Genomic DNA, 16858 nt, shown 5'->3' with positions numbered 1-16858 from the left:
CAATCCGTGTTGTCGTTCTTGGCCGCTAGCCGGGGGGCCAGCTCAGTGCACGCCCAGCGAGGACATGCATGTGTATATGGTAGACCGTTTGCCCACCGTGGTCGTTGCAATTCATCACGGTTCGATAACCGTTCTCCGCAAATCCGCGATCGCGTGCGATCTCCGCCGCGGCCCGGGCCATCTGCCCGATCACCGGGGCCTCCGCAGCGCTCAAATCGTTCAACGTGGCAATGTGCGTTTTCGGGATCACCAGCACATGTTCGGGCGCCTGCGGGTTCAGATCCTCGAAGGCCAGCACCGCGTCGTCCTCGAACACCACCCGGGCCGGGATCTCGCCCGCCACGATCTTGCAGAACACGCAATCCGTCATGCCGCTACTCCTGATATCAAAATATTACCACGCATCAATATTCGCGCCGACCCGAAAGTGCATGCGCCAGGGTGCCGGCATCGATGTACTCCAGCTCGCCGCCGCTGGGGATACCCTGGGCGATACGCGTGGTACGAATCCCGTGACGTGCGGCCATCTCCGCGAGGTAATGCGCGGTCACCTCGCCCTCTACCGACGTGTTCGTCGCCAGGATCAGCTCCTCCACACCCTCCGCCTGCAAGCGGGCCTCCAGTCGGTCGAGCCCCAGCTCCTCCGGGCCAATCCCGTCCAGCGGCGACAACCGGCCCAGCAAAACGTGAAAGCGACCGCCGAAATCCGTGGCCGACTCGATCGCCAGCACGTCGCCGGGGCTCTCTACCACGCAAACCACCCGCGAATCGCGCTCCGGGTCCGCGCAGCGCGAACAGGTCTCGGCCGAGGTCAGCGTGCGGCATACCGAGCAATGCCCGATGCGCGCCACGGCCTCGTCCACCGCCCGCGACAGGCGCCGCGCGCCCTCGCGGTCGCGCTCCAGCAAGTGCAGCGCCATACGCCGCGCCGACTTTGCCCCGACCCCGGGGAGGCAGCGCAGCGCCTGGACCAGCTCGTCCAGTTCCGCTTCCATCAGGCGCGCCCGCTCCGCCGGTTCAGAACGGCAGCTTCATGCCGGCCGGCAGGCCCATGCCCTCGGTCAGGCTGCCCATGCGCTCCTGCGTGGTGGACTCGACCTTCTGCACCGCATCGTTGATCGCGGCGGCCACCAGGTCTTCGAGCATGTCGCGATCATCGTCGAACAGGCTGGGGTCGATCTTCACGCGGCGCGCGGCGTACTTGCCGGTCAACACCACGCTGACCAGCCCGCCGCCGGCCTGGCCCTCGATCTCCATCTCGGCCAGCTCGGCCTGCACCTTCTGCATGTCTTCCTGCATCTTCTGGGCCTGCTTCATCAGGCCACCCATGCCACCTTTCATCATCGGTTCGATCTCCTGCCCCGCACAAAGGCGGGTTTGTCCGTACTCGACGGGTTAGCGCGGGGCCGACGACGCGTCGCCCGCGGAGTTGTCTTCGTTGGTTTCGCGAATGCGCACCGCGCCCAGTTCGGCGCCAAATTCCAGGCCCAGGGCCTGGACCACCGGGTCCTCGCGCATGGTCGTCTCGGCGCTAGCCTGACGCTCTGCCGAGGCCGCCGCAAGCCGCGCCGCGGGTGTCGTCTCCGACGGTTCGGACTGGTTGACAATCTCCAGGCGAAGGGAGTGCCCCAGCGTCTTCTCCAGCGCTTCCTTCAGGCGGGTCCTGGCCCGGTCGGTACATAACGTACCCGGAGCCACCGCAATCACCACGCACTCCTGGTCATGCTTGCGCAGCTCCGCGTGCAGGGCGAGTTCGCGCACCGTCCCCATGGGCAGACCCTCGGCAAAACGATGCCAGTCGAACATCCCGTCTGCGGCCACGGCGGGTGCGACCGGTTCCGCAGTCGAAGACGCCGCCGGCGTGGCCTGTCGCGGCGACGACTCCCGGTGCGTGGGCTCATCGGCGTGCACCGGCGGTGTGGGTGCCTCCCGCGGAGGTGGCGGCTCGCTCACCCGCTCGCGGGGCGGCGGCGAGTTTTCACCGCTGCGCGAGGCCGCCTGCGCGGCCGATTTCGGCATGGCCGGTTCGACTGCAGCGGGTTGCACCGCGGGTGCGGCATTACGGGAGGGCGCGGCGCGCGGCGCAGACGCTTCCCCGCGCACCGTGGCCGGCCGGCGTTCGGCCTGGCCCTCGTCCTCCCCAGACCCCGGGGCTGGCTCCGGGCGAAAGGCCAGCAGGCGCAGCAAGGTCATCTCCACGCCCATGCGCGCGTCCGGCGCGTAGGGCAGATCACGCACCCCGTGGATCAGGATCTGATAGGTCAGCTGAATCGTTTCCGGGTCGACCCGGCCGGCGGCCTCGTGTGCCCAGACCAGCGCCTCCTCGCCCGCCGCCGGTGTGGCACCGGCCACCTGCTGCACCGCCACTTGGTGCACCAGCGCGGCGAGCTCGTCCAGCAGGCGCGACCAGTCGGGTCCCAGCGTCTCCAGCTCCGCCAGGCCCGCCAGCAGGGCCGGGCCGTCCCCGGCAAACACCGCATCCAGCAGCGCGGCCAGTCGCGTGCGCGGGAGCAATCCAAGCATGTCGCAGGCGTCGGATTCGCTCAGGCGGTCGCCGCCATAGGCAATCGCCTGGTCGGTCAGACTCAGGGCATCGCGCATCGAGCCCTCGGCCGCCTCGCCCAGACGCAGCAGGGCACCCGGCTCCGCCTCGACGCCTTCGGCGGCCAGGATCCGGGTCAGGTGCTCGGCGATCATCGCCGGCGGCATCGGTTTCAGGTTGAACTGCAGGCAGCGCGACAGCACGGTGACCGGCAGCTTCTGCGGATCGGTCGTCGCCAGCAGGAACTTCACGTGTTCCGGCGGCTCCTCCAGGGTCTTCAACAGGGCGTTGAAGCTCTTCTCCGAGAGCATGTGTACCTCGTCGATCAGGTACACCTTGAAGCGCCCGGTGGTCGGGGCATAGGAAACGTTGTCCAGCAGCTCGCGGGTATCGTCCACCCGGGTGCGCGAGGCGGCATCCACTTCGATCAAGTCGAGGTGGCGACCCTCGGCGATCTCCACGCAGGAACGGCACTCGCCGCAGGGCGTGGCCGTCACACCGGTCTCGCAATTGAGACAGCGCGCAAGAATCCGGGCAATGGAGGTCTTGCCCACCCCGCGGGTACCGGCAAACAGGTAGGCGTGGTGCAGGCGTTCGCCGCTCAGGGCATTGGCCAGGGCGCGCACCACATGCGGCTGCCCGACCAGGTCCTCGAAGCGCGAGGGGCGCCACTTGCGGGCCAGAACCTGGTGACTCATGCCTCCCCCGTCAGTGGAGTCTGTTGCGTGCCCGGGTGCGGGGCAATCACCGCAGGAATCTGGGCCGCAAGGAAAAGGGTGGTGGCCCGCACCCGCCACACCCCGGCGCCCGACGCAGCTGCTACCGTTGCTCCCTTCCGGGCCTGGCGGGGTTCACAACCTGTCGTCGCGAGGGGACTGATACGGACCACCATAACGCGGACCGCGATTCGGGCTTTCCGAATCCGGGCGGCAAGCTTCCGCATTTCCGGCGGACGCGTCAACCTTGAGACGCCACAAAGGGCCGGAACTGACGATAGCCCGAAACTAACAACCGTATAGAGAACGAAAACTGGATCAATGAGAGGCCAGCCCTTATCTTGAGTCTCGCAGTCGGGCATCGCCCCGACCGAACCAAAATCTTCTTTCTGGTCTACTGCAATTAACACCCAAACAGGAGTACGAAACATGGAACTCGAAAATCGCGAAGGTCAGCGCGTCCCGGAAGTCACCTTCCGCTGCCGCAAGGACAACGACTGGAATGACGTCCGCAGCGAAGACCTGTTCAAGGGTCGCAACGTGGTCGTGTTCGCCCTGCCGGGCGCATTCACCCCGACCTGCTCGTCCGCCCACGTGCCGCGTTACAACGAGCTGGCACCGGTGCTCAAGCAGCATGGCATCGACGAGATCGTCTGCATCTCGGTCAATGATGGCTTCGTGATGGAAGCCTGGCAGGCCGATCAGCAGGCCGACCGGGTGACCTTCATCGCCGACGGTAACGGCGAATTCACCGAACAGATGGGCATGCTGGTCGACAAGAGCGACCTTGGCTTTGGTCACCGCTCCTGGCGCTACTCCATGCTGGTGCGCGACGGCGTGATCGAGAAGCAGTTCATCGAGCCGGACGAGCCGGGCGACCCCTTCGTCGTCTCCGACGCCGACACGATGCTCGCCCACGTCGCCCCGGATGCGGCCTGCCCCGAAGACGTCGTGGTCTTCACCAAGCCGGGCTGCCCGTACTGCGCCAGCGCCAAGGAGATGCTGGAGAACGCCGGTCTCGACTACGAGGAGATCGTGCTGGGTCGCGACGCCAGCCTGCGCAGCCTGCGGGCGGCTACCGGTGCGATGACCGTGCCGCAGGTATTCGTCGGCGGGCACCGCATCGGCGGCGCGGAAGATCTGCAGGAGTGGATCTCCCGCGAAAAAAAGGCGGCGTAACTCGTCACCACCACCCGGGGCGGGTCCACGGCCCGCCCCGGATGGCCATCTGCTCCCACAGGTGGCCATCCGTGTCCGGACGTCGAATCCGGACGTCCGGACACGGATGGCAAACCCTGACGACCGTAACGACGGCGGTCGTTATGCGAAACTTCGACTAAACCCAACGTTGACCGAATCCTTCGAGGAACCGACATGGAACACTACGACATCATCGTGATCGGCGGCGGCAGCGGCGGCCTGGCCGTTGCGGAACGTGCCGCCCCGCACGGCGCCCGCGTCGCCGTGTTCGATCCCAAGCCCCTGGGCGGCACCTGCGTGAACGAGGGCTGCGTCCCGAAAAAGCTCACCTGGTACGCCGCGGAGCACCTGTCGCACGCCCGCGAGGCCGGCGAGTTCGGTGTGGACGTCGAGATCAAGGGCATCCGCTATGCCGACCTGGCGAACAAACGCCAGGCAATGCTGAAGGACCTGAACAACTTCTGGTCCGGGCACCTGGAGAAGCTGGGCGTGACCCACATCCCGGAACGGGCCCGCCTGGCCGACACGAACAAGGTGGTCAGCGAGAGCGGCACCGAGTACACCGCCGAGCGCATCGTGTTGGCCATGGGTGGCGCCCCGCTGGTACCGCCGCTCGAGGGCGCCGAGCTGGGTGCCACCTCCGACGACTTCTTCGAGTGGACCGAGCTGCCGGAATCCATCGCCGTAATCGGCGGAGGCTACATCGGGCTGGAAATGGCCGGCATGTTGCGCTCCATGGGTGTGAAGACCGACGTGGTCGCCATGGAGGACCGCGTGCTGGAGATCGCCGACCCGATGATCTCGCAGACGCTGGACCAGCACATGGAGCACCAGGGCATCGAACGCCACCTAGGCATGAAGGCCGCGGGTCTGGGCGGCAAGCCCGGCGCGGTCACCGTCAAACTGGAAGGCGGCAAGGAACTGGGCCCGTACGAGAAGGTGCTGTGGGCCGTCGGCCGCAAGCCGGCCACCCAGGACATGGGCCTGGAAGAGGTCGGCGTCGAGATCGCCCGCGGCGGCACCATCCCGGTAGACGAGTGGCAGGCGACCAATGTCGAGGGCATCTACGCCCTGGGCGATATCATCGGCAAGGGGCCGCTGACCCCCGTGGCCATCGCCGCCGGTCGCCGCCTGGCCGCGCACTGGTATGCCCCGGAGACGAACCCCGTGCCGGTGGACTACGACCAGATCCCCACGGTCACCTTTACGCACCCGACCGCGGGCATGGTGGGCCTGACCGAGCCGCAGGCAGTGGAGAAGCACGGAGACAAGGTGCGTATCTACGAGACCCAGTTCGGCGGCCTGAACCGCGCCTTCGCCGAGGGCGAGCTGCCGCCGGTGGCAATGAAGCTGGTCTGCGTCGGGGACGACGAAAAGGTGGTGGGCATCCACATGATCGGCGCCAATGTCGACGAGATGCTGCAGGGTTTCGCGGTGGCCGTGCGCATGGGCGCGACCAAGCGCGACCTGGACCTGACCATCCCGCTGCACCCGACCAGCGCCGAGGAACTGGTCACCCTGAAGGAAGGCCGCCCGGGCCGCCAGGAAGGCATTGCCAAGGCCGCCTGAGGGTCACGCCGTTCTCCCCACGTAAAACGCCGCCCCGGCAACCAACCGGGGCGGCGTCAAGACGTTATCTCGTGGGCCGTCTGTGCCCGTATTTTCTAGAATCGCCAGCCAACCGAGGCAGTAAACGCGTCGACCTTGTAGTCGCTGTCGAAGTCATAGCGTTCGTACTCGGCGCGAATCAGGAAGCTGTCCAGATTCACCTGAGCACCGAGTCCGTAGACCGGATCCACGCCATCGTTGTCGCGCAGGGTGATGCTCTCATCACCCAGGTTGCCCCGGACGTCTGCATCCCACTTGGCGAGGCCCGCCTTCGCAAAGAACTCGAAATGCTGCCCGATCGGCAGTTTGCCGAGGACGCTCGCGCCATAGGCTCGGGACTTGATGTCGGTATGCGCACCGGACTCGTCACCGCGCAGCTTCACCTTTCCGAGATCCGAGTAGAACCCCTCGACCCCTACATACGGATTGAAGTTGTACCCGACAAACCCGCGCCAGACGTTGTCGTCGTCGTCCAGGCGGTAGTCCGAGGCCCCGGAACCGATGAAATCGGCGACTTCGTCGCGGTCGTTCTTCAGAGCGCTGAAACCGGTACCGAGCCCCATGTACAGGCCCTCGCCCCGATCAGACTCATCTGCCATCACCACTTGGGGCGCCAGGATCCCTGCAGCGGCCACCACAACCGTGTTCAACAAGATCTTTTTCATCTTCGCGTCTCCTTCCTGATCGTGCTCGAAATGTAAAATTTCTTGACTCCCATAAAGACGCCGGCGATTTTCCCGAACCACCCCAGTTTGGGAAAGCAGAAATGCGTGACTCATTTTTAAACACGTGAAAAAAAGCACCACCCCGAGACCCGACTCGTGATACCGCGCACACCCACAGAACCCAAAGAAAAAGGCTGATGGGCGAACCGCCATCCGCTCATGGCGACCCACCCACCAGCCTTTTGTTTCCTGATCGCTGCATCCGTTTGACCGAGTCCCTTTCCGACCCGGCCCCACGGCACGGCGACCTCTGATCAGTCCATATCGTGCGCCGGATCCTCCTCGGAGAACGCGTCGTCATGCCCCCCGCGGCCGGATTCGCCCTCTTGCACCTCATCCTCGCGCAGATCCTCGATCCAGCCACGCAGGTCCTCGTCCACCTCCTCGACCGTCTCGTCCACTGCCTCGCCGGCCTCCTGCGCCGGGCCCGGATCGGAACAGCCCGCCAGCATGCCGCCAAGCACCAGGGCTACCGCATATACCGGCAGCGACAGGAATCGCGACGGACCGTCCGCATCCTTGCATGATTTTCGGATAACGCTGCTCATTGCATTTTCCCTCCAGGAATTCTTTTCCAGGGCGCGCCGATCAATGCTTCCCAATCCATCGAAAAGGCAACATTCTTTTACCGACGCCGGCGACCTCTATCTCGGCATGCACCGAAGCCGTCCTGAACAGGTTCACATTTCCCGACCGGACACACGTTCATCCGATTGAAAACCCATAGCGAGCATCACCCACCTGCCCCCAGTGTGTCCTTGGTGGATACGCCAGGTCGCCCATGGGAATCCGGAACTGAGAACTGGTACGCCAAGCCGAATACAAGAAGCCATGGGACAGCGAATTCTGGCCTACACTGAAATTTCAAACGAGTCGAAAGGAGAGAACCAATGCTGGGATGGGCACTACTTTTCCTGATCGTTGCGATCGTCGCGGGCGCGCTGGGGCTGAGCGGGATTGCCGGGGCCGCCACGCAAATCGCCTGGATCCTGTTTGTCGTGGGCCTGATCCTGGCGGTGGTGTTCTTCGTCACCGGCAGGCGCCCCCCGGTGTAACGAAGGCTTGCTGACGACCGGGGCGAATGCGAACACGTCGGCATTCGCATTTGCCTCCGTTACGCCGCGGGCCGGTGTAACGAGAAGAAACACCCACGTTACGCAACGTAACGCACGGAACAGACCGCTTGGCCACAACCTGCTGATTCGCGGGGGCCAAAGAATTGGCGTGCAACTTGCAGCAGACCCCCGAGACGTGAACACCATCACTTTGGGGATGCCGCTACCGCCATGTCCGACGCGCTCGACAGCACCCGGGAGTTCCTCGGCGCCCACGCCCCGTTCGACCAGCTCGAGACGGATGCGCTGGAGTTCCTGCTGCCCCGCCTGGAGAGCCGCTTCTACGCGCGTGGCGCGCGCATCACCGACCCCGAGGCCGGTCCGGCCCAGCGTTTCCACATCATCCGCCAGGGCCGCATCCGCGGCGAGACCCCCAGCGAGGACGAACAGCTCTCCGGCAAGGCCTGGGAGCTGATCCCCGGCGAATGCTTCCCGATCGGCGCGCTGCTCGGCCGCCGCGCGGTACATACCGTGCATCGCGCAGCGGAGGACACCGTCTGCTTGGAACTGAGCCTGGAGGACTTCGACCGCCTGCGCGCCCGTTCGCGGGTCTTTAACGACTTCTGCACGCGCCGCCTGGCCAACCTGCTGGACCGCCTGCAGCAGGGCCTGGACACCCTGTCCGCCCGCGACGGTGGCGCCGGACAACTCAATACGCCGCTGGTCCTGCGCCTGGCGCGCAGCCCGGTTACCTGCCGCCCGGACACCCGGCTGCGCGAGGTCCTGACCACCATGCGCGACGAGCGGGTCGGCTCCATCGTCGCGGTCGACGACAACCAGCGGCCGGTGGGCATCTTCACCCTGCATGACCTGCTCTCGCGCGTGGCGCTCGCGGATGTCGACCTCGACACCCCGGTCGCGGCCGTGATGACCCCCGACCCGGTGGCGCTGGAGGAGAGCACCCCGGGCTTCGAGGGTATCGAGGCGATGACCGAGCACGGGATGACCCACCTGTGTGTGGTGCGCGACGGCCGCCTGGTCGGCGTGCTGGGCGAGCGCGACCTGCTGACCAGTCAGCCGCTGACCCTGGACGGTCTGGTGCGCGCGATCCGCCGCGCCGACTCTGTCACCGCCGTCGCCGAGCGCCTGCGCCAGGTGCCACGCCTGATCGAGGCCGTGGCCGGCCAGGGCGCAGAAGCCGATCAGGTCCTGCGCCTGATCACGCGTCTCAACGAACACGCCACCCGCCGGGTGCTGGCCCTGTTGCGGCCGCAGCACGAGGCGATCGAGGGCATCGACTTCACTTGGCTGGCGTTCGGCTCCCAGGCGCGCGAGGAGCAGGCCCTGGTCACGGACCAGGACAACGGCATCCTGTTCGACGCCGCGGCCAGCGACGCGGACGCAATCCGCGAGCGCCTGCTGCCGTACGCGAAGGACGTGAACCAGGCGCTGGCCGAGTGCGGGTTCATGCTGTGCCCCGGCAACATCATGGCCGGCAACCCGGAGTGCTGCCTGAGCGGCCCGGAGTGGGATCAGCGTTTCACCCGCTGGATCGAGCAGGGCACGCCGGAGCACCTGCTCAAGAGCAGCATCTTCTTCGATCTGCGCGCCGTGGACGGCGATGCCGGACCCGTCGAGGCACTGCGCACCCGCCTGCTGCAGAAGACCGCCTTCAACAGCCGTTTCCGCCGCCAGATGGCCGCCAACCAGCAGATGTTCCGCCCACCGCTGGGTCTGTTCGGCGAGATCAAGAGCGGGTCCAACGGAATCGATATCAAGAAACAGGGGGTCACGCCCTTCGTCGACGGCGCACGGGTGATCGCGCTGGCGGCCGAGTTGCCGGCCACACGCACCCACGAACGTCTGGACCAGGCCGTTGCGGCCGACGTAATGCGCGCCGCCGATGCCCAGGACTACCACGCCGCACTGCGCTACCTGCAGATGCTGCGCCTGCGCGCCCAGCAAAAGGCGCTGCGCGAGGGACGCGACGACGACAACCGAATCCGGCCGGAAGAGCTGGGTGCCCTGGAGGGACGGGTGCTCAAGGAGAGTTTCCGGCAGGCCCGCAAGCTGCAGGGACAGCTTGAGGTGCAATACCAGCTGTGATGGAACACGGCAAACAACAAAACCTTACGAGAGGAGCATCGTCATGTCACAAGAAGACCTGAGCCGGCAGGCCTACTGGCGGGCGCATCTGCGTCTGCTGGGCATCTGCCTGGCAATCTGGTTCCTGGTGTCGTTCGTGCTGGGCATTCTGGTCTCCCAGCCGCTGAACGCGTTCCAGCTGGGGGGCTATCCGCTGGGCTTCTGGTTCGCGCAACAGGGCTCGATCTACACCTTCATCATCCTGATTTTCGTTTATGCCTGGCGCATGAACGTCCTGGATCGCAAGTTCAACGTCCACGAGGAGTAAGCCTGTCATGGATCAACAGACTCTAAGCCTGCTCGTGGTCGGGGCGACCTTCGCCCTGTACATCGGCATTGCCATCTGGGCGCGCGCCGGTTCGACCAGCGAGTTCTACGTCGCCGGGCGCGGCATTAACCCGATCGCCAACGGCATGGCCACGGCCGCGGACTGGATGTCCGCCGCGTCGTTCATCTCCATGGCCGGCCTGATCGCGTTCCTCGGCTTCACCGGGGGTGCGTACCTGATGGGCTGGACCGGCGGCTACGTGCTGATGGCACTGCTGCTGGCCCCGTACCTGCGCAAGTTCGGGAAGTTCACGGTGCCGGAATTCATCGGTGACCGCTTCTACTCGAAGACCGCGCGCATTATCGCGGTGATCTCCCTGATCGTGATGTCCGTGACCTACGTGATCGGGCAGATGCGCGGGGTCGGGATCGCCTTCTCCAACATCTTGGAAGTGCCACTGGCCACCGGCCTGATCGCCGGTATGACCGTGGTGTTCATCTACGCCGTGCTCGGCGGGATGAAAGGCATCACCTACACCCAGATCGCGCAGTACGTGATCATGATCTTTGCCTACACGGTGCCGGCGATCTTCATTGCCATCACCCTGACCGGCAATCCGGTCCCGCAGCTGGGACTGGGCTCCACCCTGCAGGGGACGGATACCTACCTGCTGGAGGCGCTGGACCAGACCATGGTCGATCTGGGCTTCCACGCCTACACCGAAGTGGGCGGCATGAGCATGCTCAACATGTTCCTGCTGACGCTGGCGCTGATGATCGGTACCGCGGGCCTGCCGCACGTCATCATCCGCTTCTTCACCGTTCCGCGCGTGCGTGATGCCCGCAAGTCCGCCGGCTGGGCGCTGGTGTTCATCGGCATCCTCTACACCACTGCCCCGGCAGTCGGCGCGATGGCCATCTGGAACCTGGTGAACACCGTCCACCCGGGCGAGATCGGCACCGAAGAGGGGCATCTGGCCCATGCGGACCGGCCGGCGTGGATGGAGCGCTGGGAACAGACCGGCCTGCTCGCCTTCGAGGACAAGAACGACGACGGCGTGATCCAGTACTACAACGACGGCAACGAAGAGTTCGCGGCTTTCGCCGAAGAGGAATACGGCTGGGAAGGTTCCGAGATCGTCACCCTCGACCGCGACATCATGGTGCTGGCCAACCCCGAGATCGCCGGGCTTCCGGGCTGGGTCATCGCACTGGTCGCAGCGGGCGGTATCGCCGCCGCACTGTCGACCGCAGCGGGACTGCTGCTGGCCATTGCATCGGCCATCTCGCATGACTTGCTGAAGGGCGTGTTCATGCCAAGGATCAGCGAGAAGAGAGAGCTCATGGCCGGACGTATCGCCATGGGTGTCGCCATCCTGTTCGCCGGTTATCTGGGGCTGAATCCACCCGGCTTCGCGGCCGAGGTGGTGGCACTGGCCTTCGGTCTCGCCGCGGCCTCGCTGTTCCCGACCCTGATGATGGGCATCTTCATGAAGAAGATGAACAAGGAAGGCGCGATCGCCGGCATGCTGGTGGGGCTGCTGACCACCCTTCTGTACATCTTCACGTACAAGGGCTGGTTCTTCTTCTCCGGCACCGCCATGCTCCCGGACAACCCGGACGGCTGGCTGCTGGGCGTGAACCCGACCGGCTTCGGCGCCATCGGCGCGGTCTTCAACTTCGTCACCGCCTACATCGTGATGAAGCTGACCAAGGAGCCGCCGAAGGACATCCAGGATCTGGTGGAAAGCGTGCGCGTACCGCGTACCGAAGGCTGATGGACGGTCCCGCCATGATCAACATGGCGGGACCCCTGCCACCATGACTGGATGGTCATTCGACAGGAGAAAAGACGGGGTCGGCTCGGGTGCACCGGGTCGGCCCCTTTTATCTGGCACAGTGTCTGCGGGCCAAGCGGCAATCGACCCCACCCCGGTCGATTGCCGGTTGCCCCACCCCACACGGACCCACGCATGAACGGCGAACTCGAAGAGATCCGCGAGTTTCTCGACCACTGCCCCGATCTGGCCCCCCTGCCAAAGGCCAGCCGGGATGCCTTTCTGCGCCAGCTCACTCTGCGCTACCTGCGTGAGGGCACCAGCTTTCCCCCGGACGCCGAACCCGGCCTGTGGATCGTGCGCACCGGCACGCTGGAGATCCGCGACGCGCAGGACACCCTGCACGACCGCCTGGGCGAGGGCGATCTGGTGCACATCCCCAACACCCCGGCGCACCCGCTGGGCCCGGTCACCGAGGACGCCCTGGTCTACCACCTGCCGCTGGATCGCGCCCTTGAGCTGGCCGCGCGCGACGACGCCATCGCCCAGTTCCTCGACGCCGACGCCCCGCGCCCACTGGCCACCGACCGCACAGCACAGGGCGGGCACGGGGACCGCAGCCTGCTAACCACGCCAGTGCGCGCCCTGATGACCTGCGACCCGATACTGGCGGTCAGCACGCTCAGCCTGCGCGAGGCCGCGCGCCTGATGGACCGCGGCGACATTTCCGCGCTGCTGCTGCACACGCCCGAGCGCCCGGGCGAACCCTGCGGCATCCTCACCGACACCGACCTGCGCCGTGCGGTCGCCACCGGCGTGGACCCCGGCCAGCCCGTTGCCGAATCCATGGCCAGCCCGCTGACCACGGTTGAGCGCGGCACCCCCGCCTTCGAGGCCCTGCTGCGCATGGCGCGCCACGACATCCACCACCTCCCGGTCGTCCACGAGGCCGACGGGACCCTCGCCGGCATCCTCTCCAGCACCGACCTGATCCGCCACCAGGGCACCAGCGCCATCTACCTGGTGCGCGACCTGCGCCGTGCCGACGACCTTGCCGGCCTGCAGGGCGTAATGCAGGCCCTGCCCCAGTTGCAGGTGCAACTGGTGGAGGCCGGCGCCGACGCCGCCCAACTCACCCAGACTGTTACCACGGTGATCGACACACTCACCCAGCGCCTGATCGAGCTGGACGAACGCGACCGCGGCCCGGCCCCCTGCGCCTTTGCCTGGCTTGCGAGCGGCAGCCAGGGCCGCCACGAGCAGACCGTGTTCACTGACCAGGACACCGCTCTCATCATTGCCGATGACGCCTCGCCGGACGTCGACGTCTGGTTCGCGGAGCTTGCCCGCGGGGTAACCGCCGGCCTCGACGCCTGCGGCATCCGCGCCTGCCCCGGCGATGTCGATCCCACCCATCCCGACTGGCGCCGACCCGCGGCTGCCTGGGCGCGCGAGATGGCACGCGTGCTGCACCACCCGGCCCCACGCGATGCGATGCTGGCCACCCACTATCTCGACATGCGCGTGATCCACGGTGCGGCCGAACTGTTCGAACCATTGCGCCAACAGGCATTGGAGGTTGGTGCGCGCCACGAGGCCCTGCTGAGCACCCTGGCCGACCAGGCGCGCAACCTGCCCCCGCCGCTCGGCTTCTTCCGCCAGTTCGTGCTGGAGGACAGCGGCGCACACGCCGACACCCTCGACCTGAAAATGCGTGGGCTGCTGCCGATCGTCGCCATGGCGCGGGTCTTTGCCCTGCACGCCGGCAGCGCGGCACGCAGCACGGTGGAACGCCTGAGCGCCGCGGCCCGGGCGGGGGTTATCAACGAGAGCACGGCCGACAACCTGGCCGATGCCTGGCTGTACATCGCTAACCTGCGCGCCCGTCATCAGGCTCGCCAGATCCGCAACGGCCAGCCCCCGGACAACGCGCTGGACCCGGCCGGACTGTCCACCCTGGAGCGCAGTCACCTGAAGACCGCCTTCCGCCTGGTGAACGACGCCCGCAAGACGGCCCTCTGATGGTCTGCCCTCTGCACGCTGCCGCATGGCTCCGCCCGCCTGGCCACTGGCGCTTCTGCCGCGCCCGGCGTCGGGCTGCGCGCCGCGCCCCGCCGGGCCCGCTGCGCGAGCTCCTCGAGGCCCCCATGCTGCCCGCCGGCCAGCCGGTGGCCGCCAGCCGCTTTCTCGCAGTGGATCTGGAAACCACCGGCCTGGACCCGGAACACGACCGCATCCTGAGCATGGGTTGGGTGGCAATGGAGGGCCCGCGCATCGACCTCGCCACCGCGGACCAGCGCCTGGTGCGCGCCGAAGGGCCCGTGCCGGAGGCCAGCGCCGTCATCCACCGCATCACCGATCAGCGCGCCGCCAGCGGGGTACCGCTGGACGAGGCCCTGAACGCCCTGTTCCACGCACTCGCCGGGCGCGTCATGGTGGCGCACCACGCGGCCCTGGAGATCGGCTTCCTCGAGCAGGCCTGCCAGCGCCTGTACGGCGTAAGCGCCCCGCTGGCCATCGTGGACACGCTGCGCCTGGCGGAGACGGCCCTGCGCCGCGCCGGCCAGCCGATCCCGGCCCACGGGCTGCGCCTGCATACCCTGCGCGCGCGCTACAACCTGCCGGCCTATCGCGCGCACGACGCGTTGTTCGACGCCATCGCCGCGGGCGAACTGTTCGCCGCGCTGCTGAGCCGGCAATCGCCGGACGGAAAACTGCCACTGGGGCGCGTGCTGTTCCGCCCCGCGTGGCTCTGGTAAGCGCGGCCAGCGCCCGGTTCGCATGCTATCCTCGCACCCACCAAAGGGGCTGGCGGTTGGCCACTCCCATACCCCATACCAAAAACCGATCTGGAGGCCCTGATGAGTGACAACATCGAGTCCACCCTCACCGAGACGCGCCACTTTGCGCCGTCGGCGGAGTTCACCGAAAACGCCCGCCTGAAGCCGGCCGATCTCGAGGCCCTGCACCAGAAGGCCGAGGCCGACTACGAGGGCTTCTGGTGCGATCTCGCGCGCGAGAAGATCGACTGGCAGACCGAGTTCACCCAGGGTCTCGACGAGTCCAAGGCGCCGCATTACCAGTGGTTCGCCGACGGGCGCATGAACGTCTCCTACAACTGCATCGATCGCCACCTGGAAGTCCGCGGCAACAAGACCGCGATCGTCTTCGAGGCGGAGAACGGCGACACCCGCCACCTCACCTACCGTGACCTCTACAACGAGGTCGGCAAGCTCGCCAACGCCCTCAAGGGCATGGGCGTGGTGAAGGGCGACCGCGTCATCATCTACATGCCGATGAACGCCGAGGCCGTGATCGCCATGCAGGCCTGCGCCCGCATCGGCGCGATCCACTCGGTGGTGTTCGGCGGCTTCTCCGCGGACGCCCTGCGTGACCGCGTGGTGGACTCCGGCTCCAAGGTCGTGATCACCGCCGACGGCGGCGAGCGCGGCGGCAAGGTCGTGGGGCTCAAGGCCAACGTCGACAAGGCGCTGGACTCCAACCCGGGCGACGTCGAAAAGGTGGTCGTCTGCAAGCGGGCCGGCAACGACGTGACCATGCACGCCGACCGCGACGTCTGGTGGGAAGACGCCGTGGACGGCGAATCCGTCGACTGCGAGCCGGAATGGGTGGAGGCCGAGCACCCGCTATTCCTGCTCTACACCTCCGGCTCCACCGGCAAGCCCAAGGGCATCCAGCACTCCAGTGCCGGTTACCTGCTGGGCGCGATCGTCACCAACGAGTGGGTGTTCGACCTGCAGGGCGACGACGTCTACTGGTGCACCGCGGATGTCGGCTGGATCACCGGCCACACCTATGTCGCCTACGGCCCGCTGGCCGTGGGTGCCACCCAGGTAGTCTACGAGGGTACCCCGACCGTGCCCGACGCCGGGCGCTGGTGGAAGATGTGCCAGGACCACGGCGTGACCGTGTTCTACACCGCCCCCACCGCCATCCGCGCGCTGATGAAGGCCGGACCGGACCTGCCCAAGCAGTACGACCTGTCCAAGCTGCGCCTGCTGGGCACGGTCGGCGAACCGATCAACCCCGAGGCCTGGATGTGGTACTACACCACCGTCGGCGAAGAGCGCTGCCCGATCGTCGATACCTGGTGGCAGACCGAGACCGGCGCCAACATGATCGCCCCGATCCCGGGCGCGACCACGCTGGTCCCCGGCTCCTGCACCCAGGCCCTTCCCGGCATTGCGGCCGACGTGGTGGACGAGGACGGCAAGAGCCTGGGTGCCGACGAGGGCGGCTACCTGGTCATCAAGAAGCCCTGGCCGCATATGCTGCGCACCGTCTGGGGCGACGACCAGCGCTACAAGGACACCTACTGGCCCAAGTTCGGCGGCAAGTACTACCTGGCCGGCGACTCCGCCCGCCGCGACGCCGAAGGCAACTTCTGGATCATGGGGCGCATCGATGACGTGCTGAACGTCTCCGGCCACCGCATGGGCACCATGGAGGTCGAATCCGCCCTGGTCGCGCACAAGGCGGTCGCCGAGGCCGCCGTGGTCGGCCGCCCGCATGACGTTAAGGGCGAGGCCATCGTGGCCTTCGTGATCCTGCAGGGCGATCGCCTGACCGGCGAGGAGGCCGAGGAGATGGTCAAGGAACTGCGCAACTGGGTCGCCGACCAGATCGGCCCGATCGCCAAGCCGGACGACATCCGCTTTGCCGACGGCCTGCCCAAGACCCGCTCCGGCAAGATCATGCGCCGCCTGCTGCGCTCCATCGCCAAGGGCGAGGAGATCACCTCCGACACCTCCACGCTGGAAAACGAGGCCGTCATCCCGCAGCTCCAGGGCAAGGCCTGAGC

At 66.7% G+C, this 16858-nt stretch carries 15 protein-coding genes and 1 other RNA gene; 9 read left to right on the top strand and 7 right to left on the bottom strand.

What is annotated here, in order from left to right:
• Positions 1-25: 25 nt before the first annotated feature.
• From F792_RS0109350 to ffs, 5 genes are all read right to left on the bottom strand, one after another.
• Positions 26-370 carry a histidine triad nucleotide-binding protein gene (locus tag F792_RS0109350; RefSeq protein WP_018169363.1) on the bottom strand — a complete coding sequence of 115 codons (345 nt, stop codon included), beginning with the start codon at positions 368-370 and terminating at the stop codon, positions 26-28.
• A 34-nt stretch (positions 371-404) separates the two neighbouring features.
• Positions 405-995 (bottom strand): recombination mediator RecR, encoded by a 591-nt coding sequence (gene recR, locus F792_RS0109345; RefSeq protein ID WP_018146145.1) that lies wholly within the window; start codon positions 993-995, stop codon positions 405-407.
• A gap of 22 nt (positions 996-1017) precedes the next feature.
• Positions 1018-1344 carry a YbaB/EbfC family nucleoid-associated protein gene (locus F792_RS0109340; protein WP_018146146.1) on the bottom strand — a complete coding sequence of 109 codons (327 nt, stop codon included), beginning with the start codon at positions 1342-1344 and terminating at the stop codon, positions 1018-1020.
• A gap of 51 nt (positions 1345-1395) precedes the next feature.
• A complete protein-coding gene (gene dnaX, locus F792_RS0109335; RefSeq protein ID WP_018169362.1) occupies positions 1396-3240 on the bottom strand; it encodes a DNA polymerase III subunit gamma/tau in 1845 nt (614 codons plus the stop codon).
• 86 nt (positions 3241-3326) lie between these two features.
• Positions 3327-3423: signal recognition particle sRNA small type (ffs, locus tag F792_RS14630), an RNA gene on the bottom strand.
• Positions 3424-3687: 264 nt separating this feature from the next.
• Here ffs and F792_RS0109330 point away from each other — a divergent pair.
• Together F792_RS0109330 and gorA are read left to right on the top strand one after the other, a co-directional pair.
• Positions 3688-4437 (top strand): glutathione peroxidase, encoded by a 750-nt coding sequence (locus F792_RS0109330; RefSeq protein ID WP_018169361.1) that lies wholly within the window; start codon positions 3688-3690, stop codon positions 4435-4437.
• Positions 4438-4632: 195 nt separating this feature from the next.
• Positions 4633-6027, top strand: a complete 1395-nt coding sequence (gene gorA, locus F792_RS0109325; protein WP_018169360.1) for a glutathione-disulfide reductase — start codon at positions 4633-4635, stop codon at positions 6025-6027.
• Positions 6028-6122: 95 nt separating this feature from the next.
• Here the strand turns inward: gorA and F792_RS0109320 are convergent, their stop codons facing one another.
• Together F792_RS0109320 and F792_RS0109315 are read right to left on the bottom strand one after the other, a co-directional pair.
• A complete protein-coding gene (locus F792_RS0109320; protein WP_018169359.1) occupies positions 6123-6731 on the bottom strand; it encodes a porin family protein in 609 nt (202 codons plus the stop codon).
• Between the two features lie 314 nt (positions 6732-7045).
• Entirely contained in the window at positions 7046-7339 is a 294-nt protein-coding gene (locus F792_RS0109315; protein WP_018169358.1) for a hypothetical protein, read from the bottom strand.
• 342 nt (positions 7340-7681) lie between these two features.
• On the opposite strand from F792_RS0109315, the gene F792_RS14625 reads away from it, so the two are divergent.
• The 7 genes from F792_RS14625 (at position 7682) to acs (ending at position 16856) form a co-directional block, all read left to right on the top strand.
• On the top strand, positions 7682-7846 hold the full coding sequence (locus tag F792_RS14625; RefSeq protein ID WP_018146152.1) for a DUF1328 domain-containing protein: 165 nt from the start codon (positions 7682-7684) through the stop codon (positions 7844-7846).
• A 231-nt stretch (positions 7847-8077) separates the two neighbouring features.
• The gene (locus tag F792_RS0109305) at positions 8078-9952 is read left to right on the top strand and encodes a DUF294 nucleotidyltransferase-like domain-containing protein (RefSeq protein ID WP_018169357.1); all 1875 of its coding nucleotides are present in this window, start codon (positions 8078-8080) and stop codon (positions 9950-9952) included.
• Between the two features lie 43 nt (positions 9953-9995).
• Positions 9996-10259: a DUF4212 domain-containing protein gene (locus F792_RS0109300; protein WP_018146154.1), complete on the top strand. Its 264-nt coding sequence runs from the start codon at positions 9996-9998 to the stop codon at positions 10257-10259.
• A 7-nt stretch (positions 10260-10266) separates the two neighbouring features.
• Positions 10267-12036, top strand: a complete 1770-nt coding sequence (locus F792_RS0109295) for a sodium:solute symporter family protein (RefSeq protein WP_018169356.1) — start codon at positions 10267-10269, stop codon at positions 12034-12036.
• A gap of 195 nt (positions 12037-12231) precedes the next feature.
• Positions 12232-14058, top strand: coding sequence for a putative nucleotidyltransferase substrate binding domain-containing protein (locus tag F792_RS0109290; RefSeq protein WP_018169355.1), 1827 nt, complete (start codon positions 12232-12234; stop codon positions 14056-14058).
• Positions 14059-14183: 125 nt separating this feature from the next.
• On the top strand, positions 14184-14795 hold the full coding sequence (locus F792_RS0109285; RefSeq protein WP_018169354.1) for a 3'-5' exonuclease: 612 nt from the start codon (positions 14184-14186) through the stop codon (positions 14793-14795).
• 102 nt (positions 14796-14897) lie between these two features.
• A complete protein-coding gene (gene acs / locus F792_RS0109280; RefSeq protein WP_018169353.1) occupies positions 14898-16856 on the top strand; it encodes an acetate--CoA ligase in 1959 nt (652 codons plus the stop codon).
• Positions 16857-16858: the final 2 nt, after the last annotated feature.

The sequence above is a fragment of the Thioalkalivibrio sp. ALMg9 genome (genome assembly GCF_000380625.1).
GTDB classification, from domain to species: Bacteria; Pseudomonadota; Gammaproteobacteria; order Ectothiorhodospirales; family Ectothiorhodospiraceae; genus Thioalkalivibrio; species Thioalkalivibrio versutus.
The sequence above is the reverse complement of the archived record's forward strand: the minus strand, read 5'-3'. Positions and strand labels throughout refer to the sequence as shown.

Excerpts from the sequence above, each read along its gene's own strand:
- F792_RS0109350 (WP_018169363.1), bottom strand. The coding sequence starts at position 370 with ATGACGGATTGCGTGTTCTGCAAGATCGTGGCGGGCGAGATCCCGGCC.
- recR (WP_018146145.1), bottom strand. The coding sequence starts at position 995 with ATGGAAGCGGAACTGGACGAGCTGGTCCAGGCGCTGCGCTGCCTCCCC.
- F792_RS0109340 (WP_018146146.1), bottom strand. The coding sequence starts at position 1,344 with ATGATGAAAGGTGGCATGGGTGGCCTGATGAAGCAGGCCCAGAAGATG.
- dnaX (WP_018169362.1), bottom strand. The coding sequence starts at position 3,240 with ATGAGTCACCAGGTTCTGGCCCGCAAGTGGCGCCCCTCGCGCTTCGAG.
- F792_RS0109330 (WP_018169361.1), top strand. The coding sequence starts at position 3,688 with ATGGAACTCGAAAATCGCGAAGGTCAGCGCGTCCCGGAAGTCACCTTC.
- gorA (WP_018169360.1), top strand. The coding sequence starts at position 4,633 with ATGGAACACTACGACATCATCGTGATCGGCGGCGGCAGCGGCGGCCTG.
- F792_RS0109320 (WP_018169359.1), bottom strand. The coding sequence starts at position 6,731 with ATGAAAAAGATCTTGTTGAACACGGTTGTGGTGGCCGCTGCAGGGATC.
- F792_RS0109315 (WP_018169358.1), bottom strand. The coding sequence starts at position 7,339 with ATGAGCAGCGTTATCCGAAAATCATGCAAGGATGCGGACGGTCCGTCG.
- F792_RS14625 (WP_018146152.1), top strand. The coding sequence starts at position 7,682 with ATGCTGGGATGGGCACTACTTTTCCTGATCGTTGCGATCGTCGCGGGC.
- F792_RS0109305 (WP_018169357.1), top strand. The coding sequence starts at position 8,078 with ATGTCCGACGCGCTCGACAGCACCCGGGAGTTCCTCGGCGCCCACGCC.
- F792_RS0109300 (WP_018146154.1), top strand. The coding sequence starts at position 9,996 with ATGTCACAAGAAGACCTGAGCCGGCAGGCCTACTGGCGGGCGCATCTG.
- F792_RS0109295 (WP_018169356.1), top strand. The coding sequence starts at position 10,267 with ATGGATCAACAGACTCTAAGCCTGCTCGTGGTCGGGGCGACCTTCGCC.
- F792_RS0109290 (WP_018169355.1), top strand. The coding sequence starts at position 12,232 with ATGAACGGCGAACTCGAAGAGATCCGCGAGTTTCTCGACCACTGCCCC.
- F792_RS0109285 (WP_018169354.1), top strand. The coding sequence starts at position 14,184 with ATGCTGCCCGCCGGCCAGCCGGTGGCCGCCAGCCGCTTTCTCGCAGTG.
- acs (WP_018169353.1), top strand. The coding sequence starts at position 14,898 with ATGAGTGACAACATCGAGTCCACCCTCACCGAGACGCGCCACTTTGCG.